Annotated in this window: 20 protein-coding genes; 13 read left to right on the plus strand and 7 right to left on the minus strand. The window is 45.0% G+C overall.

What is annotated here, in order from left to right:
- Positions 1-181 precede the first annotated feature (181 nt).
- Both AS030_RS00435 and AS030_RS00440 read left to right on the plus strand, forming a co-directional pair.
- Positions 182-385 carry an alpha/beta-type small acid-soluble spore protein gene (locus tag AS030_RS00435; protein WP_061971370.1) on the plus strand — a complete coding sequence of 68 codons (204 nt, stop codon included), beginning with the start codon at positions 182-184 and terminating at the stop codon, positions 383-385.
- 75 nt (positions 386-460) lie between these two features.
- Complete coding sequence (locus AS030_RS00440; RefSeq protein WP_061967175.1) at positions 461-709, plus strand: hypothetical protein; 249 nt, start codon at positions 461-463, stop codon at positions 707-709.
- A 31-nt stretch (positions 710-740) separates the two neighbouring features.
- On the opposite strand, the gene AS030_RS00445 is transcribed toward AS030_RS00440, so the two are convergent.
- The 5 genes from AS030_RS00445 to AS030_RS00465 all read right to left on the minus strand — a co-directional run bounded on the left by AS030_RS00445 (position 741) and on the right by AS030_RS00465 (position 5,954).
- The gene (locus AS030_RS00445; protein ID WP_205728262.1) at positions 741-1,394 is read right to left on the minus strand and encodes an amino acid ABC transporter permease; all 654 of its coding nucleotides are present in this window, start codon (positions 1,392-1,394) and stop codon (positions 741-743) included.
- Complete coding sequence (locus AS030_RS00450; protein ID WP_061967179.1) at positions 1,387-2,154, minus strand: transporter substrate-binding domain-containing protein; 768 nt, start codon at positions 2,152-2,154, stop codon at positions 1,387-1,389. Before AS030_RS00450 ends, AS030_RS00445 begins: the two co-directional genes overlap by 8 nt.
- A gap of 241 nt (positions 2,155-2,395) precedes the next feature.
- Positions 2,396-3,496, minus strand: coding sequence for an ABC transporter ATP-binding protein (locus tag AS030_RS00455; RefSeq protein WP_061967182.1), 1,101 nt, complete (start codon positions 3,494-3,496; stop codon positions 2,396-2,398).
- Between the two features lie 135 nt (positions 3,497-3,631).
- A complete protein-coding gene (locus AS030_RS00460) occupies positions 3,632-4,516 on the minus strand; it encodes a PucR family transcriptional regulator (RefSeq protein ID WP_061967184.1) in 885 nt (294 codons plus the stop codon).
- 82 nt (positions 4,517-4,598) lie between these two features.
- Positions 4,599-5,954 (minus strand): YheC/YheD family endospore coat-associated protein, encoded by a 1,356-nt coding sequence (locus AS030_RS00465; protein WP_061967187.1) that lies wholly within the window; start codon positions 5,952-5,954, stop codon positions 4,599-4,601.
- A 115-nt stretch (positions 5,955-6,069) separates the two neighbouring features.
- On the opposite strand from AS030_RS00465, the gene AS030_RS00470 reads away from it, so the two are divergent.
- The 4 genes from AS030_RS00470 to AS030_RS00485 all read left to right on the plus strand — a co-directional run bounded on the left by AS030_RS00470 (position 6,070) and on the right by AS030_RS00485 (position 10,321).
- Positions 6,070-7,206 carry a DUF445 domain-containing protein gene (locus AS030_RS00470; protein ID WP_061967190.1) on the plus strand — a complete coding sequence of 379 codons (1,137 nt, stop codon included), beginning with the start codon at positions 6,070-6,072 and terminating at the stop codon, positions 7,204-7,206.
- A 50-nt stretch (positions 7,207-7,256) separates the two neighbouring features.
- On the plus strand, positions 7,257-7,619 hold the full coding sequence (locus AS030_RS00475; protein ID WP_061967192.1) for a YlbF/YmcA family competence regulator: 363 nt from the start codon (positions 7,257-7,259) through the stop codon (positions 7,617-7,619).
- Positions 7,620-7,833: 214 nt separating this feature from the next.
- On the plus strand, positions 7,834-8,679 hold the full coding sequence (locus tag AS030_RS00480; RefSeq protein WP_061967194.1) for a Cof-type HAD-IIB family hydrolase: 846 nt from the start codon (positions 7,834-7,836) through the stop codon (positions 8,677-8,679).
- A 157-nt stretch (positions 8,680-8,836) separates the two neighbouring features.
- The gene (locus tag AS030_RS00485) at positions 8,837-10,321 is read left to right on the plus strand and encodes an aldehyde dehydrogenase family protein (protein ID WP_061967196.1); all 1,485 of its coding nucleotides are present in this window, start codon (positions 8,837-8,839) and stop codon (positions 10,319-10,321) included.
- 441 nt (positions 10,322-10,762) lie between these two features.
- Here the strand turns inward: AS030_RS00485 and AS030_RS00490 are convergent, their stop codons facing one another.
- Both AS030_RS00490 and AS030_RS00495 read right to left on the minus strand, forming a co-directional pair.
- Positions 10,763-11,197 carry a GNAT family N-acetyltransferase gene (locus tag AS030_RS00490; protein ID WP_061967199.1) on the minus strand — a complete coding sequence of 145 codons (435 nt, stop codon included), beginning with the start codon at positions 11,195-11,197 and terminating at the stop codon, positions 10,763-10,765.
- A 77-nt stretch (positions 11,198-11,274) separates the two neighbouring features.
- Complete coding sequence (locus AS030_RS00495; protein ID WP_061967201.1) at positions 11,275-11,460, minus strand: YhzD family protein; 186 nt, start codon at positions 11,458-11,460, stop codon at positions 11,275-11,277.
- Positions 11,461-11,656: 196 nt separating this feature from the next.
- On the opposite strand from AS030_RS00495, the gene AS030_RS00500 reads away from it, so the two are divergent.
- From AS030_RS00500 to AS030_RS00530, 7 genes are all read left to right on the plus strand, one after another.
- Complete coding sequence (locus AS030_RS00500; protein WP_162264533.1) at positions 11,657-12,871, plus strand: metallophosphoesterase family protein; 1,215 nt, start codon at positions 11,657-11,659, stop codon at positions 12,869-12,871.
- 12 nt (positions 12,872-12,883) lie between these two features.
- The gene (locus AS030_RS00505) at positions 12,884-15,913 is read left to right on the plus strand and encodes an ATP-binding protein (RefSeq protein WP_061967205.1); all 3,030 of its coding nucleotides are present in this window, start codon (positions 12,884-12,886) and stop codon (positions 15,911-15,913) included.
- A 57-nt stretch (positions 15,914-15,970) separates the two neighbouring features.
- On the plus strand, positions 15,971-16,642 hold the full coding sequence (locus AS030_RS00510; RefSeq protein ID WP_061967207.1) for a response regulator transcription factor: 672 nt from the start codon (positions 15,971-15,973) through the stop codon (positions 16,640-16,642).
- Positions 16,639-17,991 carry a sensor histidine kinase gene (locus tag AS030_RS00515; RefSeq protein ID WP_061967209.1) on the plus strand — a complete coding sequence of 451 codons (1,353 nt, stop codon included), beginning with the start codon at positions 16,639-16,641 and terminating at the stop codon, positions 17,989-17,991. The genes AS030_RS00510 and AS030_RS00515 overlap by 4 nt, the downstream gene beginning before the upstream one ends.
- A 33-nt stretch (positions 17,992-18,024) precedes the next feature.
- Positions 18,025-18,984 carry a 3'-5' exoribonuclease YhaM gene (yhaM, locus tag AS030_RS00520; protein WP_061967211.1) on the plus strand — a complete coding sequence of 320 codons (960 nt, stop codon included), beginning with the start codon at positions 18,025-18,027 and terminating at the stop codon, positions 18,982-18,984.
- 371 nt (positions 18,985-19,355) lie between these two features.
- Positions 19,356-20,666 carry an MDR family MFS transporter gene (locus AS030_RS00525; protein WP_061967213.1) on the plus strand — a complete coding sequence of 437 codons (1,311 nt, stop codon included), beginning with the start codon at positions 19,356-19,358 and terminating at the stop codon, positions 20,664-20,666.
- Between the two features lie 82 nt (positions 20,667-20,748).
- A complete protein-coding gene (locus AS030_RS00530; RefSeq protein WP_082635661.1) occupies positions 20,749-21,021 on the plus strand; it encodes a sporulation YhaL family protein in 273 nt (90 codons plus the stop codon).
- The last annotated feature ends 25 nt before the right edge of the window (positions 21,022-21,046 follow it).

A 21,046-nucleotide genomic window follows, 5' to 3' on the forward strand; every position in this document is an offset into this window, starting at 1 on the left:
TTCCTCTCCACTTTAACAGAGTAGGAGGGAAATTTCAGTACCTCACAAGAAGATATGCCAATTGATTTTAGAGAATGCAGCAAGGAAAGGAAAACCAAAGAAAACTCCACATAATTTGGAAAATGGGGCAGCGTATATCCTTATTTTATTGAAGCACAATAGATTTAAGGAGGTGATATCAATGGCAAACAACAACAGCTCAAACCAACTATTAGTTGCTGGTGCTCAACAAGCTCTTGATCAAATGAAGTACGAAATCGCTTCTGAATTTGGTGTTCAACTAGGTGCTGATACAACTGCTCGCGCTAACGGATCTGTAGGTGGAGAAATCACTAAACGTCTTGTAGCAATGGCTCAACAACAAATCAGCGGTTCAGCTCGATAACTCTATAATCATGGCTGTAAGGGGTGGAGCGATCCGCCCCTTTTTAATTAACTGCATTTGGAAAGAGGAATGTTTATGAGCATGTGTCCGGTCTGCAATCAATTACATACGGTCGTTTTCCATTGCCCGGACTGCGGCAATGCGGGCGAGGACCAGGGAAAGCTGAGCGATTATTTTGATGACTACAGTCCATATGTGGATTCCGATGGTCTGAAGCTCGAAAATGGATATCCGGCAGATTTTAAGGAGTCCCAGTGCCCACATGTTTATTATTGCAAAATATGCCGGCAGGAAATGGTTGTTTTTATATCTGAGTGGACATAAAAAAATCACCAGCCCGTTTTGAGCTGGTGATTTATTTAATAATACGAAGTCGCCGTTCGAGACGTTCACGGCTCCATTCAAGCAGGGTGGATAATCCCCAATATATAAGTGCGGCTTCCAAAAGAATCGGCAGAACAATCAAGCTGGATGCACTGCGCTGATCGGCAATAGAAGTAAGTTCAGGTACAGTAATGACAGATGCTAGTGATGAAGACTTGGCAACGTCAATCAGTGAGTTCCAGATGGACGGGATGGCAATGCGCCATGCCTGAGGCAGGATAACCTCACGGAACGTCTGATAGTAGTTCATGCCAAGTGAATAGGATGCCTCCCACTGGCCGTTAGGTATGGATTGAATCGCTCCGCGGTAGGACTCCGCAATATAAGCACTGAAATGAAGGATTAATCCGACAAGTGCTGCCTGCCATCCTTCAGGAGTGATCGCAAACGTAAATCCGTTATACCAAATCAATAATTGAATAAGAAGGGGAGTTCCCCTGAAAAAGGAAATATAGATTCTTGCAATGCGGGAAAGGACGCTGTTGCTCGACATTCTGCATAATGCGATGACCAGCCCAAAAATTAATGAGCCGATAATGGACCCTAGACTAAGGAGAACGGTGATTTTGGCTCCCTCCAGTAAAAACGGGAGGGAGTCCACCATGTACTGGAGAGAACTACTCACTTACGTCTGCTCCGAAGTACTTTTTGGAAAGCTTGGAAAGCGTGCCGTCCTTCTTCATGTCAGCAAGAGCCTTATCCACTTTTTTCGCTAAGTCTTTATTATCTTTCTTGAAGGCAAAGGCCATTTTATTCTCATTGAATGGTTTGCCCACTGCTTTTACATTATATTTTGTGTTTTTCAGTTCTGTTAAAATGAACAGTTCATCATTCAAAGCCGCATCCACACGGTTAACGTCAAGATCGGACAGTACTTGTGCAATGCCTTTGTAATATTTAACCTTTGCGCCGGCCTTTTCAGCTTCCATGGCATAGTTGCTTCCTTGAGTGGTTCCGACCACCTTGCCTTTAAGATCTTTTATGCTTTTAATGTCTTTGTTACTTTTATTTACAATAACTTTCCCGCCAGAAACGGTGTAAGGAGTGGAGAAGGCATATTGTTTCTCACGTTCAGGTGTAATCGTTACCTGGTTGGCTACCATATCAAAACGGCTCCCAAGTGAAGTGAACATGTTCTTCCATTCTGTCGGTACGATTTTCGGCTTCATATCAAGGCGCTTCGCAACTTCTTTTGCTACCTCCACATCATAGCCGGTTACTTCGTTTGTTTTCTTGTCACGATAGGAGAAGGGAGGGTATGTAGCTTCCGTTCCGATCGTCAGTTCTTTTTTCTTTGATCCGTTGTCGCCGTCATTATTGCCGCAAGCGGACAAAATTCCTGCAAGCATGACGGAAACCATGAGGATCGCCCATAGTTTTTTCATGTGTGTGTACCTCCATAATATATCCATAAATGGATGATTTTTTAAGTTTAAATCCGATAAAACTCATCAGAATTCCTTAGTCATTTAATCAGTAAATGAAGGAATTGTCAATGATAAAACATTATTCCCTAATCAACCTTGTTTTTCACATGATTTGACAAAAAAAAATAAAAAATCTCCATCAAGGAGAAGGCAAGCCTTCTTCCTGATGGAGATTCCGATGTCCTTGCTGTTTTTTAACTTAGTGGATGCGTTGTTCTGAGTCGTTGTCAAAGAAATGAGCTTTGTTCATATCAAGAGCAAGGTCAATATTCTGGCCGTTTCGTACATCCGTACGGGAGTCCACACGGGCGATGAAGTCCTGGCCGGCAATTGTGGAGTATAGGAAAGTTTCCGCTCCCATAAGCTCCGCTACGTCGATGCGGGCGTTAATTTTGGTGTTGGCAGAAGACTCAATGAATACTGGCTCATCATGAAGATCTTCCGGACGAATGCCAAGTGTTACTTCCTTATTAAGGTAGCCATGGTCACGAAGGGTTTTCATTTTTCCTCCTGGAATCGCCACGCGGATATCATTGTTGATTACAAAATATCCGTCTTCTACTTTTCCGCTGATAAAGTTCATGGCCGGGCTTCCGATAAATCCGCCGACAAACATGTTTTCAGGTGTATCGTATACTTCCTTAGGTGAACCAACCTGTTGGATGTGTCCGTCCTTCATAACAACGATTCTTGTAGCCATCGTCATGGCCTCAGTCTGGTCATGCGTTACATAGATGGTTGTTGTTTGCAGGCGCTGGTGAAGCTTGGTGATCTCAGCGCGCATCTGTACACGAAGTTTGGCATCAAGGTTGGATAAAGGTTCATCCATCAAGAAAACCTGTGCATCACGAACAATTGCACGTCCAAGCGCCACCCTTTGGCGCTGACCGCCGGAAAGTGCTTTAGGTTTACGATCAAGGTATTGTTCAAGGCCGAGGATTCGGGCCGCTTCTTTTACGCGTTTTTCAATTTCTTCTTTGCTGAATTTACGGAGCTTTAGGCCGAACGCCATGTTGTCATATACATTCATATGCGGGTAAAGGGCATAGTTTTGGAAAACCATGGCAATGTCACGGTCTTTTGGTGCGACATCGTTTACCACGCGGTCTCCAATGACAAGTTCTCCTTCTGAAATATCTTCAAGGCCGGCAATCATACGAAGGGTTGTGGATTTACCACAGCCGGATGGGCCAACAAATACAATAAATTCTTTGTCCTTAATATCAAGGTTAAAGTCATGTACTGCGGTTACTTTATTGTCGTAGCGTTTTACGATTTTTTGTAGTTTAATTCCTGCCATTGTATTTCCTCCTTGGTTTTGCAAAAGAACGACCTTTGCTGATTGCCTTAATTGTAGCGAATGTAAGGGCTTTCGTATATTGGAGGCATGTCCGAAATTTTCAGTCAATTTTTTGTGCATTGTGCACAAAACGATCTAACTTATCGTTGTTTCACGGCTGATCAGCGCATGGTAAACAGCGACCGCCTGTTTAAACTGTTTCACATCTATTCCTGTTTTTTCGATGAACTTGTCTACACGGTATTGCAGGCTGTTTCGGTGAATATACAATTTTTTTGCTGCCATGGACAGGTTCATATTGCATTCGAGGAAAATTTTAATACTGTGAATCAGATCACGGTCTTTAAATAATTCATCCGGTATGAGATTGGAAATGAATTGACTGGCAGACTTGTCCAGATGAAGAAGAAGCAGGTAGGGAATCAAGTCCTCCCGGCAATATACTTCCTGGGGAGGGAGAAAAGGCCGGATGGAGGAAAACATTTCCCGTTCAATTCTGAACTGTTCTGCTCCCTCTGCATAGCTATCCATCCACCTGCCGATAAACAAATCGAGATCGGTATAAAAGTCAGCTGTGAGGACCGACTTAACCTGATCATACGGCAGCTCTTCCGTTTCATTGGTTTTGGGCTCGATCAGCACTCCGTGATGACCGGACATAAAAAGCACAGTCACTTCATCGGGAAAAATGCCGGAGACAGCTTCGAGAAAGGCATCTTGGTCACTGAGATCGTTTTTTAAGAAAAAATGAATGAACCGGAAACGGACCTGCGGGTGTTCGCCCTGAAGGTCGCCAGAAATAACGTTCTTCCAAAAAATCTGCTGCTCCGAAAGACGAGTATCCGTTTCTGCCTCTGTAAACAGCGAATGCAGCAAATCCAATTCACTGGAAGTAATTGCCGTTTTGGCTATGCCGAACGTAACACCTGCCTGATCTGCAAACCAGTAATACTGTTCCGGATGGTCGGCGGTATGTAAGGAAAAATGGTTGCCGTAATGTTGTTGAAGTTTAGATAGCATGCCAAAAACTCCTTTTCATGTTCTCACCCTAGTATACCAGTGCAAACAGTGTTCTAACAAAAAGAAGGGAGAAGGACAGGTTTTATTGGGCATGAATCAACGGTTTGGAAAGAAACGCTTGTTCAGCAAGGTGAATTCCATACTCTAGAGAAAGTCTCCGCGTTAAATAGTCTTCTTTTCGGAACAAGGAATGAGAAAGAAGACTTCTGCCCGGCCTTGAATTTGCTTCGATTAGCCATATACGCCCCTGCTTGTCGATTCCCATGTCAAATCCGATTTCTCCTATGAGTCCGTCTGTTTTGGCATCAATTTGTTTGCTGATTTTAAGAGCTGCCTGCTTCAGTTTTATGAGCAATTGAGATGGCATTCCTGCCAGCTCCAGTGCATTTTCTGGACGTCGTGCTTCGCCTCCATAGGACAGGTGGGTGGTTAGCGCCTGGGATCCGGCGACCTTTGCGGCAATTGCACTGATCACCCACTGGCCATGACGGTTTTTATTGGAATGTATTCTGAAATCGACAGGCGAATGTCCGATGGTGATCAAGTCAATTCCTTGCTGTACAAGGACCTTTTCTTTTTGAGAAACAAGCTTTCGCGAATGAAGAAGATCGGATAAACGACCAAAATTCATGGATTGAAGTCGGGGACCATCCTGAAATCTGCAGATGTAATTTCCGTTTTTCAACTTGCTGACTGTGGAAATGCCACGGCCAAAACTGCCGCCTGCGGGCTTGAAGAAAATAACAGGATAAGTGTTCAACATTCGCTCGATTTCATAGACATCTGCATCGATGAAAGTTTCGGGCAGATAGTGCCCAGTTTCACTGTCCCCGGACATCATCTGGGAAATTTCCTGTTTGTTGAAAAAGGAAGGATTGAACACGGGAATTTTCCACTCGTTTTGAAAAAGGTGAAGCGCTTTTTGAATTGAGGGACTGTTTTCGGTTTTGCGCGTTGGAATCTGGTTGTAGATTACAGAAGGAAGCGGAACGCTGTGCGTGGTCCAACGTGTTCCATCGTGAAAGTAACCATAGACAATACTGTTTTTTAAATCAATCTGCTTTGGGCCAAACAGAAAATAGTAGGAACCGACAGGCCTGGCAGCAGAAAGCAGCTTAGCAAAAAAGGAGGAACGCTCCCCGGCAGGGCGTGAAGATGAGAAACCGACATGGGATGTGAAAATACCAGCCAAAGGACCGATTTCGAGCGAAGAGCCGTGAATATGTATATGAACCCTTGAAGCAAATGGAATCTGCAGGGCAGTCCAAAGGGGTGAAGAAAGACGAAGCTCATCCCTGGCATGTGCGATTGCGGTGCATGTCACAGTGCTTGAACCGAAGGACAGAGTAACCGGCTTACCTGTATCCAAAAGCAGCCATTCGGGGATGAAAAGTACAGCCTTTTCCGTCTTGTAGGGATAAAGAGGAAGAATCGTCATTTCTTTCGCTCCTTGTTTATCATTTTAAAAGGGCATTCCCGTTTGATTAGGCCGATGCCCATATCGTATACTATGAAAGCAGCACGAAAATAGTGTTTAAACTAGGAGATTAACAATGGATACATGGATAAAAATAGTGTTTTTGGTTGTGATGGGGGCGTTAATTGGCGGATTAACCAATCTGATCGCCATCCGGATGCTGTTCCGTCCTTATAAACCTTGGAAAATTGGAAAGTATCAAGTGCCCTTTACCCCGGGGCTGATTCCCAAGCGGAGGCATGAGTTGGCCATAAAGATGGGGGAAACCGTCAAGAACCATCTGTTAACTGCTGAAGGGATTCAGAGTAAAGTCACGGATCCAGCTTTTATAGATGAAATTACTTCCCTTGTAAAAACCGAAGCAAGGGGGGTTCTTGAGAGTGATATTACGCTTCAGCGATTTTTGGCGGAACAGTTGAATGTTTCAAATGCGGAGGCTGTCATTTCTGAAAAAGCAAAATCCTTTGTTCAGGACAAGCTGAATGCCATCCTGGATGAGGTAAAGGAGCAGACAATAAGCGAACTCCTTCCTTCAAGTATGACGGCTGCGGTCGACGGAAAAATCGGGGGAGCTGCCCAATTTATCGTCGATAAAGGTATCGCCTTTCTTCAAAGCAAAGATGGTAAAGAAACCCTATCCAAGGGCATTGATGCTTTCTTGGCAGAAAGAGGCATGCTGTTGAACATGCTTTCGATGTTTTTTGGTAATGTAAAAATGGTAGATAAGCTTCAGCCAGAAATGATCAAGCTGTTAAAACAGCCACAAACGAAGGAAACCATTGAAAAGTTAATCCGGCAGGAGTGGGAGGCAGCTCAGCAGCAGAAGGCAGGAAAGCTTCAGGACATAATGAATGCCGAAACATGGATCGAACCAGGAGCTTCCCAAATTGTTTCGCAGCTTCCGATTACCAACCTTTTGCATCAACCGCTCGATGGCATCCCGGATCAGTACAAGGAAGCCATTCTGGAACGTTTCATTCCAAGAATTGTGGACCTATTCATGAAATCGTTAAACGACCGTTTAGCCATGATTTTGGATAAACTGCAGATTGCAAAAATTGTGGAGGAACAGGTAGAAACGTTTTCGCTTGAACGGCTGGAGCAAATCATTATTGATGTAGCCAAAAAAGAACTCACCATGATCACCTGGCTCGGTGCATTGCTCGGAGGAATCATCGCCGTGTTCCAGGCTTTGATTTTGATGTTCCTCTAAGGTTTGTTATAGTGGTAGAGACATTTAGAGTCTGAGGAGGAAAACAAACTATGTCTAATCTTTATGATTTAGCGTACGATCTTGAAAACGCCTTGCGCAACAGCGAGGATTTTCAAACCTTGAAGGATAGCTATGCGAAGGTAAATGCGGATCCGGAAGCCAAAAAAATGTTTGACGAGTTCCGCACGATTCAAATGGGCCTTCAGCAAAAGCAAATGTCCGGCGAGCAGATCACACAGGAGGAAGTGGAAAAGGCACAGGCTTTATTCCAGTCAGTGCAGCAAAACGAGGTAATCAGCACATTGATGAACACTGAGCAGCGCATGAGCGTAACCATCTCTGATCTGAACAAAATCATTACAAAGCCGCTTGAAGAGCTTTATGGACCGATGGCGGACGAAAAGCAGCAATAAGTGTCCATGAGAAAAAACGTCTTTCTGCATCCTGCTGAAAGGCGTTTTTTGGTATGAACAGTGAGAATTGCACGTTTTCAAGAACAATTGCACGAAATCAAATTAATTGCGAACGCGATAAATCACCATGGAGGGGCTCCATGTTCTATCTCGGCTTCATTCGGAATATAGTTTGACAGAGAGAGTCTATCTTTCAGTCAGAGGGGGGATTGCCTTGATTTACCGAATGCTGGTTCTGGACATCGATGGGACCCTGTTGAGAAGCAACTTTCGCATGGATAAGGAAACAAGGGAAGCGATCGATTATGTAAGAAAAAAAGGGGTTTATGTTACGCTTGCTTCCGGCCGCAACTTTCCTTCAACCAAAAAAGTCGCCAAGGCTCTCAAGCTGGATGGTTATCTGATCAGCCAAAATGGCGGTTTTATTGCAGCCAATCAGGATGAACCTTTTTTTGAATCACATATTTCCAGAGAAGATACAAACAAGATGGTTTCCATACTTGAAAATTACAATTGCCATATTCGGCTGGTTCATGAGCGCTTCTCTGTGGGGAACCAGGTCCATCAGAAAAATCAGCTCGTTGCCAGACTGACCCTCGGAGCAGGGGATCCGTTGTTTTATCCTGTAACCTTTACAGAAAACTTAAGTCATCATGTTCTTGAAAAGGAAATTACACCTTCCAAGATTGATGTGCAATTTTTTGAAGAAAGAGAACGCCGATCCGCAGAACAACATTTGAAAAACCACTTTGCCAATTTTGAATACACCTCCTCCACTAAATGCAATTTCGAGATTACATCTCCAAATGTGACCAAAGCCAATGCCTTAAGGATGCTTGGATTAAAGCTTGATATAGCTCCTGAAGAAATGGTGGCGGTGGGTGATTCGCATAATGACCGTGAAATGATTGAGATGGCTGGTCTTGGGGTAGCCATGGGGAATGCGCCGGATGATGTCAAACACGCCGCCAGCTGGATTACACGCACCAATGACCAGCTGGGAGTTCCTTATATGATTAAAGAAGTATTCAGAAAGCAGTTGAGAGTAGGGTTATACTAACCAGAAAGCTCCATTCAGGGGCTTTTTTTATATGAATATAAATCCCAGAATATTTCAATTATGTTACAAAACAAGAAAACGACATTTTTTGAAAGGGTTTTCAATAACTTTGTCGAACGGATATAAGGTAAGAAACAAGGATATGAGGAGGATTAAAATGGAAAAAACTGTTAACCTGAATCTGAAGCCGAAGGTGGCCGAATTCTTAAACGGAACAAAAAAGTTTTTCATCAATGGAGAATGGGTAGAAGCGAAATCAGGAAAAACGTTTGAAACTCTGAATCCTTCAACAGGAGAGGTTTTGGCGCTTGTTGCAGAAGGTGGAAAAGAAGATATCGATCTTGCGGTGCAAGCGGCACGCAAAGCCTTTGATACTGGATACTGGTCACAAATGAGCGCCGCAAAGCGCAGCTATTTAATTTATAAACTTGCGGATTTAATGGAAGAAAATAAAGAAGAGCTCGCACAGCTCGATACGCTGGACAACGGAAAACCAATCCGTGAAACCATGAACGGTGATGTGCCTTTGGCGATTGAACATTTCCGTTATTATGCAGGATGGGCGACTAAAATTGTCGGACAAACTATCCCTGTGGCAGGAAGCTTCTTCAACTATACACGCCACGAGCCGGTTGGTGTTGTCGGCCAGATTATCCCTTGGAACTTCCCGCTCTTGATGGCAGCATGGAAACTGGGCGCAGCCCTGGCCACTGGTTGTACGGTTGTATTGAAACCTGCAGAGCAGACGCCGCTATCCGCTCTTTATCTTGCGAAGCTTGCTCAGGAAGCCGGATTCCCAGAAGGTGTGCTTAACGTTGTAACGGGTGCCGGAGAAACAGGAGCAGCGCTTGTCGACCATCCGGAAGTTAACAAAATCGCATTTACCGGTTCTACTGAAGTCGGTAAAATGATCATGAGAAATGCAGCGGACTCCCTCAAACGTGTAACGCTTGAGCTCGGAGGAAAATCACCGAACATTATCCTTCCGGATGCGGATATGACGCGTGCCATTCCTGGTGCTTTGAGCGGTATCATGTTCAACCAGGGACAAGTTTGCTGTGCGGGTTCCCGTTTGTTTGTTCAGAAAAAAGCGTTCGACAATGTTATGGCGGACATGGTCTCCCATGCGAAAAGCATCAAGCAGGGACCAGGTCTTGATCCGGATACTACAATGGGGCCGCTCGTTTCCGAGGAGCAGCATAACCGCGTAATGAGCTATATCTCCAAAGGTAAGGATGAGGGAGCTGAGCTTCTGACTGGAGGATCCAGACCGTTTGAGCAAGGTTATTTTGTGGAGCCGACTATTTTTGCGGACGTTGATGACAAGATGACCATTGCCAAAGAGGAAATCTTCGGTCCGGTTGTAGCGGCAATGCCGTTTGAGGATATTGATGAAGTAATCGAGCGTGCGAACCGTTCTGAATATGGACTTGCTGCAGGTCTTTGGACAGAAAATCTCAAAACGGCTCACTATGTGTCCAACAACCTGAAGGCAGGTACAGTTTGGATTAACTGCTATAATGCCTTTGATGCGGCTTCTCCATTCGGAGGATACAAGCAATCCGGTATGGGCCGTGAAATGGGATCTTATGCGTTGAATAACTATACAGAAGTAAAAAGCGTGTGGGTAAACCTGAAGTAAGATTAAGACCAAAATGATTCGGAGAAACAATCGGGGAAAAACAAAAAGATAGGCATGAAAAAGGGGTCAACAACTGCGCGGAAACAAAAACCCGGCTGTCCAATCCAGACAGCCGGGTTTTTGGTTTTGCAATCAGCAGTTCCAACGCTTGTCGGATTTAAACGGGTGCTGGAGTATTCGAGGAAGACGCGTCCAGCTCCAGCACCCAAATCCTCTAGGTCGTTTCACTCCTTCTCGACAACACAAAGAACGTGTTGCAGATCAGGAGTTCCAACGCTTGTCGGATTTAAACAGGGTGCTGGAGTATTCGAGGAAGACGCGTCCAGCTCCAGCACCCAAATCCTCTAGGTCGTTTCACTCCTTCTCAACAACACAAAGAACGTGTTGCAGATCAGGAGTTCCAACGCTTGTCGGATTTAAACAGGGTGCTGGAGCTTTGGTTTATAACATCACCTTGATGAAGCGGAGGCCGGTATCATCATAATCCAGGTTTCTGTAAAATTCGTGGGTTTCTTTGCGCTGTTTTCCACTATGCAGAACAATGGCAGTGCAGCCCTGTTCCTCTGCCCAGTTTTCCGCATGCCCGACAAGGGCCTTTCCAAAGCCATTCCCCTGATATTCTTCGGTTACGACAAGGGCAATGATCCGCAGGCATGTCCCGTTTTTTTCGAAGTAGTATTCTTTGACGACGCCAATCATTCCAATCACCAGATCGTCACAGCAAGCGACAAAGCAGGTATAGGCGGGGTCTTGCAGAATATACGTTAACCTGTCTCTCATTTCCTCTTCGGTGGTGGGATAGCCGAGATCACCCATTAGATAAGAGAGAGACAGACTATCCTCAATGGTTCCCCGCCTGATGAAGAATTCACTCATCCTCGCACCTCTTTCACAAATAATGAAAATCTGATAAAAAGCACCGTGACCAGGTTGGCATCAGGGCAGGCTGCTCGTTAACGGTGAAACAGCAGAAGAGCTCCTGATGGCGATGTGAGGCGGTGTGTACGGTCATTGAATTGTTCTTCTGTTAAGCGTTTTTCTCCCAGTTTCTTTGCCTGCCTGTCATCGGCAGCCTGGATGGTTTCATCGAGCAGTTTTTCCCCGCTTTTGTCATAGACAGTAAGAAAGTATTTTTTCATAAGGTGTGAAGCTCCTTTCAGGATTTCCTCTCTTGTATTTCTGTTTTTTCGTCAATTTTCCTGCTTTTTTTGTACGGTTAATTGGCCTTTCAACATTTCTGCCGAAAATATGTGTATTTTCCCAAATACGAGAACGTGTTTTCGTATATATGGTAAAATAAAGGTTAGAATGATTAGGGAAAAGGAGGCGATGGTGTTGAAGTTTTTGCATTGTGCCGATTTGCATCTGGACAGCCCTTTTAAAGGGTTATCTCATTTACCGAGGGAAATCTTTGAACGCATCCGGCACAGCACCTTCAGAGCCTTCAGTGAAATTGTCAGTGTGGCCATAAAAGAACAGGTGGATTTTATCGTGATTGCGGGTGATATTTATGATGGTGATTCCCGCAGCCTTAGAGCGCAAAGCTATTTCCGCAAGGAACTTGGCCGGTTGGACGCCCAGGGAATCGCTGTATACATGATTCATGGAAACCACGACCATCTGGAAGGAACATGGATTGATCTGGAGTGGCCAAAGAACGTGCATCTGTTTGACGGGGGACATCCGCAAAGTGTGCCTTTTTATAAGAATGGAAGATTGAAAGCAATGCTGCACGGATTCAGCTATGAAAAGCGGTCGGTTGCTGAAAACCGTGTCCCTTTCTATCCTGCAAAGTCCGGAGATGATGTGTATCATATTGGTATTCTGCATGGGAATGCAGAAGGGCAGAATGGCCACGAAGCCTATGCGCCGTTCCGGGTTGCGGAACTTTTTGAAAAGGGATATGACTATTGGGCCCTTGGTCATATTCATAAAAGAATGGAACTACACCACGATCCGCCAGTTATTTATCCTGGTAACATCCAAGGCAGGAATCAAAAAGAAACAGGACCAAAAGGTTGTCTTATTATTGATCTGCAAAATAAAAGGCGGACGTTTCATGAAACAAACGATATTTATTGGCTGGAAAAGAACATAGACCTCACTGATTTATCCTCTGTATCAAAAATGATTGATCACTGCCTGGACATAAAGGAGAATGCGAGAATACAAGGAAAAGGAATTCTACTGAAATTGGTCCTGAACGGGCATTCTGCTTTATTTAACGAAATGGAACAAGAGGGATTGCTTGAGGAACTGTTGGAGACACTGCAGGCCGGGGAAGGGGATCAAACATCCTTTGTCTATACCTTTGCCATTATCAATCAGACCAGACGAAACTGGAACCGCGAAGAGCTCCAGAACGACGGCGGGTTTATCGGTGCCCTATTAACCAACGGCACGGAATATATACAGACTCAAAAGACCACAAAGGAGCTCTACCTGCACAGGAAGGCGAGGAAATACATAGATCCTCTTACTCCAAATGAGGAAAAAGAGATAGTCGATGAGGCGGAAACACTGCTCTTGCAATTTTTACTGAAAGATTAGGAGGAACGGGATATGTGGATTAAAAAGCTGCACATCTATCATTTTGGCAAGTTTCACAACCTCAAAATCGATCAATTATCCCGGGGTCCTCTTTTCATTTCAGGAGAAAATGAAGCAGGAAAAACGACGCTCATGAATTTTATTACCTGTATGCTTTTTGGCTTTCCTTCCAAGGTGACGAACGAGAGGCGGTATGAGCCGAAAGATGGAAACCGGATTGGCGGTTCCATCAGCATTCATACCGATGCATATGGGGATTTAACTATTGAACGGGTTGCCGGCAAAGCAGCCGGGAATGTGACGGTTTACGGTGAAAATGGACTTCAGGGAGGAGAAGAGCTTCTTCGTATGGTGCTGAAAGGAATGGACCGTCCCCTGTTTCAGGGCATTTACTGTTTTGGTCTTGAAGGGCTTCAGGAAATTGAAAAATTAAGCTCTGAACAACTGGGGAATTACCTTTTGGGTGCGGGAATGACCGGCAGCAGGGAACTGCAACAGCTTGAAGGTCTACTGGAGAAAAAGCAGACCACGCTGTTTAAACCGGGAGGAAGAAAACCGGTAATTAATGAATTGCTTCAGCAACTGGAAAGCACGGAAGAGGAACTCAGGAAATGGAAAAGAAAAAATGAGGAGTTTCAGCCTTCCCTTCAAGAACTTAAAAAAACAGAGGAAGCGATCAGGGAGGCAGAAGAAGAGAAGAAGCAACTTCAGGATCATTGGTACAACACAAAGAAGTGGAAAAATGTACTTCCTGCTCTTCGAAAGTGGAAAGAGCATCAGCTTGCACTTCGAGCACTGCCAGAGAACAGCTTCCCGGAAAACGGACTTCACCTATTGGAACAGCTTCAGGAGAAACGGCTGGATGTGGAGGGAGATTTGACTGTTTTTCAAAACAAGGTGCACGAAATCGAAAAACAGCTTAATGCCCTTCGAATCAATGAAGATGTGCTGCTATCCGAAAGCCTCGTCGTTTCCGCCGGTCAGAAGAGCCACGATCTTGAACAATTGCTGGAGGAAAAACGCGGCTGGGTCCAAAAAGTAGAATTCGTTCAAATGGAAGCCCGGCGCTTAAAAGATGAAACCGGCTTTTTGGGAACAACAGAGGAGTTGGAACGGCTCGATACGGGGCTGGCTTCCAAAAATGAACTTCTCGTATTAATTAAGAAGGCGGATTTGCTGAATCAAAAGAAAGGCTGGCTGGATCAGGAGCTTGAGAACGCACGTGAGCGGCTTGAATCCGCTGAAGAAGGGCTGCGCCAGCATGAAGGAAGAGTACTGGAAGAACAGGAGTTTCATAAATTAAAAGAACGATCGGAGAGGGATTCAACCAACAGGCGACTGTTGGTTGAAAAGGAGCAGCTTCAGGCACTGATGGCGCAAACCAATGGGAAACGTCAGCACACTCCTTCTGCTTCTATACATTTGCTGCCCTTTCTGGTGTTCGGCTTTTTGGCGGCAGGCTGCCTGATGTACCTTGCCGTCAAAGGGGAGCTCTTTGGGACGGCACTTTTTGCCGTGGCATTGGGAGCAGGTGCCTATTTATGGATCAAGAGTTCAAACCGGAAAAATGAGTCTTACTCAGCTGGCACAAATGATGTAGAGCTTTTAGCCAAAATCCGGACACTTGAAGGTGAACTCTCAGGTGTTTCCAGCTTATCAGAACTGGACATGATTAATGAAAGATATGCGGATGAAAGAGCGAAGCGAACGGAGCTTGAAAGAATGAGAGAAGAAGCCAAACGGCTGGAACACTCTTACCAGCAGCAGGCTGCTAACTATGACAAGCTGGAGCTTGATCAATATGATAACGAAGCCGCGGTTCAGCAATGGTGCGAGAAAAACCATTACACCGGACCCTGGAGCTATCTTCTTATCCCGGGATACTTCGAAAAGATCGAAAAGCTGAAAGAAATTGTTTTGGAAAGAAAACAGCTGCTTTTAAACATTGCACAAGCAGACAAACGGATTTCCGTCATTCTTGAAGAGGCTGACACACTGACGCACCGGCTCCGCCTGCCGGAGGAATCCTCCTATCTGGAGAAGGTTACGGAGGCACGGCTGCTGCTGCAGCAAGAAAAAGAGAAAGTCCAGGCGCAAGAAACGCTGCAGGATAAATTAACGACCGCCAATGAACATCTAAATGAAGTGATCACAAAACAACAGAGTTACGGTTTGGAAATTAACAAACTCCTATCGCAGGCAAAAGCCCAGAACGAGGAAGCTTTCAGGCTCAAAGGAAAGCAGGCAGAGACACGAAAAAGAACAATCGAACTGCTGGAACAGGCTTCTTTTCAGTTGCAATCGTTTGGCTATACAGGGGAAGAAGTACAAGAGCTGGCGGACATTTTGCTGGATAAGGACTTTAATGTGGACAAGGAAAATGCTTCGGCAGAAGCGGAGCTGAAAGAAAAAGAACAGCAGCTGGAGCAGCTGCAGCGAAAAAGTGCAGAGCTTTCCCTTGTTCTGCAGACACTTCAAAACGAGGAAAGTTATTCGGAATGCCTGCAGCGATATGAAAATCTCCGCAATGCATTGGGAGAACAGGCTAAAATGTGGAGTGTGTACAAAATTGCAGCCGATCTTCTAAAGAAAACCAAAGAACAATTTCATGCCGAGCGTCTGCCCGCCATCATCAAACAGGCCTCGCTTTATTTTTCAAAAATGACAAACGCAAGGTATGTCCAGTTGTATTTGTCGGGAGGCGGCCAGAACAGTCTGGAGCTCGAGCGGCATGACGGCGTACGATTTCATCCGGGAGAACTGAGCAGAGGCACGGCGGAACAATTGTATTTGTGTGTACGGCTTTCTCTAGCGTCCCTCTATCAAAAGGAGAGCATGCCATTGATCATGGATGACATTACGGTTAACTTTGATGCGGTACGGACTAAGCATACGCTGGATCTTCTGACTTCGATGGGTCCGGGCCAGCAAATGATATTTTTCACATGCCATGAGCATCTGTTTCAAGACCGGCCATCCGTTCCGGTCATCTCGTTAAAGAAGCAAGAGGGTGCCTACCGCCAGGAAGGTGCTTTTTCATAAGCGGATGCGTTATGATATAAAGAAATGAAAGAAGCGCAAAACAGGAGGGGACAATCAATGTCTGACTACCAAATTTACCTTGTGGAAGATGAAGAAAATCTTGCGCAAGTGTTAAAAGCCTATATGGAACAAGAAGGTTGGAACGTGACCGCCTTCAATAATGGGGAAGAGGCAGCCCGGAATGTAACGGATGCCCCTCACCTATGGATTCTGGATATTATGCTGCCCGGTATTGACGGGTATGAAGTACTGCGGAAAATCAAACAGCATGCTGACACCCCGGTCATTTTTATTTCTGCAAGAGACCAGGATCTTGACCGCATCGTAGGACTTGAGCTGGGAAGCGATGATTATTTGGCGAAGCCTTTTATGCCGCGTGAACTTGTCATTCGCGCCAAAAAACTGTTAACCCGGATTTACGAAACCGGAGCAATGGCGCCGAAGAAGATTGAAATTACCGGTTATGTGATCGATCCTGTCGCCAGAAAAATCACGTTTGATGACGAACTAATCAACCTGACATCAAAGGAAATGGATGTGCTTTTGTACTTGATCGAAAATTTGGGAACATCCAAGGCAAGGGAAGAGATTCTGTCCCATGTGTGGGGGACCGATTATTTCGGTTCAGAACGTGCTGTGGATGACGTGATCCGGCGGGTCAGAAAGAAAATGCCCCGCTTAAACCTTGAAACGGTCTATGGCAACGGGTACAGGATTGTAACTTCATGATTCGGCTGAATCTGACGCAAAGAATCTGGATCTCGTTTGCCCTGCTCATTTTGCTGATCGGGCTTGTACTCGCCATTATTTTTCCTCTTTCCATAAAAAAAACGATGACAGATGAAACCTACAAAATTATCTCACTGGAGCAGGATAAACTGATGGACCAGGACAAGGAAGTTCCTGATCCCGACTCTTCCATTGATTTTATAGAACGAAGAAAACTGGGCCGCTCTGTCGGCCATGTAGTGATCAAGAACGATTACCTGGGAACAAAAGGAGATTATATTCCGGAGCGGGTGCTAGGTGAAATGAGCTCCCATGCCTATAAACAAAAAAAGTCGCAGCAAAAATATGAACTTACGTATGGGGATGCCACCCTTTTTTACATTGTGAAAAGACTTGAAACTCACTCGCAGGGCAATTTTTACCTGATTTCCTACATGTGGGATACGTATCGCGACCAGATGGTCGACCGGTTGTGGACGCGCCTCTTGTGGATTCTGTTTTTCACCGGAATGATTGCCGTGATCCCCGCGCTCTGGATGGCACGGTATTTGCGGGCACCGCTTACCATTCTTGGGAAACGTTTTGAACAGATCGCCAAACGAAACTGGAAAGAGCCGTTTATCTGGCATGAAGATGATGAATTTCAGCGGCTGTCTCAGCAGTTTGAAACGATGCGGCAAAATTTGATCCGCTATGATACTGCCCAGAAAACCTTTATTCAGCATGCTTCCCACGAACTGAAGACACCGGTGATGACCATAAAAAGCTACGCACAGTCGGTGAAAGACGGAATCATGCCGAAAAACAATGTAGAGGATATGATGGATGTCATTTTGAGTGAAGCGAACCGTATGGAAAACCGGGTGAAAAACATGCTGTATTTCACAAAGCTTGATACACTTAAGCAGCAGACTCTTCAATGGGAACTGATCTATTTTGGAGTGCTCGCCGAAGAGATTATCAGCCGCTTCCGGTTTCAGAGGGATGACATTGAATTCACGATTACAGGTGATGAAGTGCTGTTCTGGGGAGATCGTGAGCAAATCACCATTGTTTTTGAGAACTTCATTCAGAATGCCATGAGATATGCCAATTCCCGGATTGTTTTATCGGCAAAAGAAGAAGGCAGCAACATTGCCCTTGGCGTTTGGAATGATGGGGAGCAACTATCCGATCGTGACCGCGAAACGCTTTTCCTGCCGTTCCGCAAAGGCAATAAAGGACAATTCGGCCTTGGCCTGGCGATTGTGAACCGGATTGCGGAGCTGCACGGAGGGAAACCAAAGGTAACCAATGTTGATGACGGCATCTTATTTGAAGTCATTCTGCCCAAAGACAGGCTGTCATAGACTACTATACTTATTAAAAGATGAGGTGCGCATATGAAAAAAGGTTTGGCCCATTATAAAGTGGGAGAGATGATAGATTCCTATCTGATGATTAAATCTTCCTCGAAATCAACTGCCAGTAACGGAAAGCCATTTTTAAACTTAACGCTTCAGGACCAGACGGGAGATATTGAAGCAAAATTATGGGACTGCTCTCCCGAAGACGAGCAGCAGTATGTTCCTCAGGCACTGATCAAGATCATAGGGGAGATGAGCAGCTACAGAGGCAAGCTTCAGCTGAAACTAAAGCACATCCGTCCCGCTAATGATATGGACGGCATAAAAATCGGAGACTTTGTGGAAACGGCTCCGCTTTCAGAAGATGTGATGATGGAAAAAATCACGCAATACATCTTTGATATGCAAAATCCCAATATCCAAAGGATTACGAGGCATCTTCTGAAAAAGTATCAGGAAGACTTTCTAAAGTATCCTGCAGCCGTGAAAAATCATCATGAGTTTGTTTCGGGCCTCGCCTATCATGTCGTCTCCATGCTTGATTTGGCAAGAGGGATTGCAAGCCTCTATCCATCATTGAACACCGATTTGCTGTACTCTGGCATTATTCTGCATGACCTTGGAAAAGTCATCGAGCTTTCCGGGCCTGTGGCGGCAAATTATACACTCGAAGGCAAGCTTCTTGGACATATCTCCATTATGGTCAACGAAATTGGGATTGTCGCCAAAGAGCTCGATATTGAAGGAGAAGAAGTGACGGTCCTTCAGCACCTGGTGCTTAGCCATCACAGCAAGCCGGAGTGGGGCAGCCCCAAGGCCCCAATGATCCGGGAAGCAGAAATCCTTCATATGATCGATAACTTTGATGCTAAAATCAACATGATGGACCGTGCACTGGGCAAAGTGGAACCAGGGGAATTCACGGAAAAGATTTTTCCTCTGGAGAACAGAAGCCTCTACAAACCGCTTTTTGAACAGGAATTGGTAAAAAAGTAATTGTCTTAAAGCGGGGGAGTATGGTAAATTGTAAGAGAGATTAATGAGATGGAGGCTATGACAGATGAAACCCATTGTTCAAGTAAAGGTGTCTGCTAAATAACTGAGTAAATCAACCATGTACCATGATGGCCAAAAAGAACATCTGTTTCTTTGCGTTTTTCATGTACAGTATTGATTTATTCAGTTATGACCCTTTCTCTTGAGTGTTGGTTTATCTGTCAGCTCACGGGCCTTCTAAAACGTACGGTGAAGCCTGTAGTTGACGTGGAATTGCGCAGCTGCAGGCTTTTTTATGCTTTCCTGCCCTTCCCTCAAGAGACCGGGAGAATTTGTAATGGATTTTAAACGATGAAAAGAGTGTGATGGGAATGAAATGGAAAGATTGGGACAGAAACATTAAGGTCCGCCTGCTTGGCGAGTTTGTTATTAATTTATTATTTTGGATGTTTTTCCCGTACATGGCGATTTATTTTTCGGATCAACTTGGAAAAGAACAGGCAGGGATGCTTTTGGTGGCTTCCCAGCTTGTCGGCGTTGTTACCAATCTGGTTGGCGGCTATTGTGCGGATACGTTTGGCAGAAAAAGAATGATGGTAATTGCCGGTGCGGGCCAAGCGGTGTCCTTTGCCGTTTTTGCACTTGCCAATTCTCCATGGCTGGATTCACCGGTATTAACCTTTTTGGCGTTTACCGCTTTAGGATTATTCGGTTCATTGTACTGGCCTGCCAGCCATGCGATGATTGCAGATGTTGTACCTGAAAAGAACCGCAGTGAAGTATTTGCTGTTTTTTATACAAGTATCAACATATCAGTGGTTTTTGGCCCTGCGCTGGGCAGTATTTTCTTCTTTGATTACCGGTTTGAGCTGCTGCTGGCCTGTACGATTGTCGGTATTATTCTGACATTTGTACTGCAAAAGTATATCAGGGAAACGGTGCCGGAGAAAAAGCCGATTGCAGAGGACCAGGCAGGAAGCCCGAAAAAGTGGAACCAGGTTGTCCTCAATCAGCTTAAGGACTACCGTGTCATTGCAAAGGATAAGCTGTTTCTGCTGTTTATTCTTGCAGGTATCCTAGTGGCACAGACGTTTATGCAGCTCGATTTATTGATTGCTGTTTATACGACCGAAAAGGTGCCTGTCCAAACGCTTCTGCATCTTGGGAATTGGTCATTTTCCCTTACCGGTGAAAAGGCATTTGGGTACATTGTTTCGACAAACGGGCTGTTGGTCGCTTTGTTCACCGTATTTATGTCAAAGTGGATGAACAAATATAAAGAGGGGAATGTGTTTGTAATTTCTTCTCTTTTATATGGAGTGGCGATGCTTTTATACGGGAATACAACGATTCTGTGGTTTCTGTTATTGGCTATTGCGATCTTTACCGCTGCGGAGCTCATGGTGGTTGGGATTCAGGAAAGCTTTATCTCCAAGCTTGCTCCGGAGCATATGCGCGGTCAATACTTCGCCGCAGCAGGACTTCGTTATTCAATCGGCCGCAGCCTTGCGCCATTGGCGATTCCGCTTACGCTGTGGATTGGTTTCCGATGGACGTTCTTTCTTCTGTTTGTGTTAACGGTAATCAGCGCCTTTATGTACCACGTGATGTTTCGTCTCCATGATCAAAAACGGGCGGCGGAAAACAAACAGGAGGCAGTGGCTCCGCAATCGGCCGGTTAATAAAAAGACCATCAGGGTGACATATATTCCTTTCTCCTTTCATAAGATGGAAATACGAAGCTTGTCTATGGGAGGAAGGGAAATGAAAGGATATGTAGCCCTGGGTCTTGGCGTTTTGCTGGTTGTTCTGTTTGTTTTAAAGCAATTTTTTGCTCCTATTCAGTATTTCTTTGATCTTACGCCATTTTGGGTTTATTTTGTGGTGGCAGGCATTATATTCAGCGCCTACCGCAGTTACAACTTGGGATCTGAACAAAAGAAACTGGACTTGAAGGTGATCGAACAAGAAGGGGAAGTTTTCATGAAGCGGATCGCTGAAGAGCGGGAGCGGAGAAACAAATCAGTAAATGAATAAAAAACCGGCCAATTGGCCGGTTTTT

It is taken from the genome of Fictibacillus enclensis, assembly GCF_001457035.1.
GTDB lineage: Bacteria > Bacillota > Bacilli > Bacillales > Fictibacillaceae > Fictibacillus_C > Fictibacillus_C enclensis.

What these genes read in the sequence shown, in the direction of transcription:
- AS030_RS00510 (WP_061967207.1), top strand. Translation starts at nt 15,971, where the DNA reads ATGTCTGACTACCAAATTTACCTTGTGGAAGATGAAGAAAATCTTGCG.
- AS030_RS00490 (WP_061967199.1), bottom strand. Translation starts at nt 11,197, where the DNA reads ATGAGTGAATTCTTCATCAGGCGGGGAACCATTGAGGATAGTCTGTCT.
- AS030_RS00435 (WP_061971370.1), top strand. Translation starts at nt 182, where the DNA reads ATGGCAAACAACAACAGCTCAAACCAACTATTAGTTGCTGGTGCTCAA.
- AS030_RS00440 (WP_061967175.1), top strand. Translation starts at nt 461, where the DNA reads ATGAGCATGTGTCCGGTCTGCAATCAATTACATACGGTCGTTTTCCAT.
- AS030_RS00465 (WP_061967187.1), bottom strand. Translation starts at nt 5,954, where the DNA reads ATGACGATTCTTCCTCTTTATCCCTACAAGACGGAAAAGGCTGTACTT.
- yhaM (WP_061967211.1), top strand. Translation starts at nt 18,025, where the DNA reads ATGAAAAAAGGTTTGGCCCATTATAAAGTGGGAGAGATGATAGATTCC.
- AS030_RS00505 (WP_061967205.1), top strand. Translation starts at nt 12,884, where the DNA reads ATGTGGATTAAAAAGCTGCACATCTATCATTTTGGCAAGTTTCACAAC.
- AS030_RS00475 (WP_061967192.1), top strand. Translation starts at nt 7,257, where the DNA reads ATGTCTAATCTTTATGATTTAGCGTACGATCTTGAAAACGCCTTGCGC.
- AS030_RS00485 (WP_061967196.1), top strand. Translation starts at nt 8,837, where the DNA reads ATGGAAAAAACTGTTAACCTGAATCTGAAGCCGAAGGTGGCCGAATTC.
- AS030_RS00530 (WP_082635661.1), top strand. Translation starts at nt 20,749, where the DNA reads ATGAAAGGATATGTAGCCCTGGGTCTTGGCGTTTTGCTGGTTGTTCTG.
- AS030_RS00450 (WP_061967179.1), bottom strand. Translation starts at nt 2,154, where the DNA reads ATGAAAAAACTATGGGCGATCCTCATGGTTTCCGTCATGCTTGCAGGA.
- AS030_RS00495 (WP_061967201.1), bottom strand. Translation starts at nt 11,460, where the DNA reads ATGAAAAAATACTTTCTTACTGTCTATGACAAAAGCGGGGAAAAACTG.
- AS030_RS00470 (WP_061967190.1), top strand. Translation starts at nt 6,070, where the DNA reads ATGGATACATGGATAAAAATAGTGTTTTTGGTTGTGATGGGGGCGTTA.
- AS030_RS00515 (WP_061967209.1), top strand. Translation starts at nt 16,639, where the DNA reads ATGATTCGGCTGAATCTGACGCAAAGAATCTGGATCTCGTTTGCCCTG.
- AS030_RS00460 (WP_061967184.1), bottom strand. Translation starts at nt 4,516, where the DNA reads ATGCTATCTAAACTTCAACAACATTACGGCAACCATTTTTCCTTACAT.
- AS030_RS00455 (WP_061967182.1), bottom strand. Translation starts at nt 3,496, where the DNA reads ATGGCAGGAATTAAACTACAAAAAATCGTAAAACGCTACGACAATAAA.
- AS030_RS00525 (WP_061967213.1), top strand. Translation starts at nt 19,356, where the DNA reads ATGAAATGGAAAGATTGGGACAGAAACATTAAGGTCCGCCTGCTTGGC.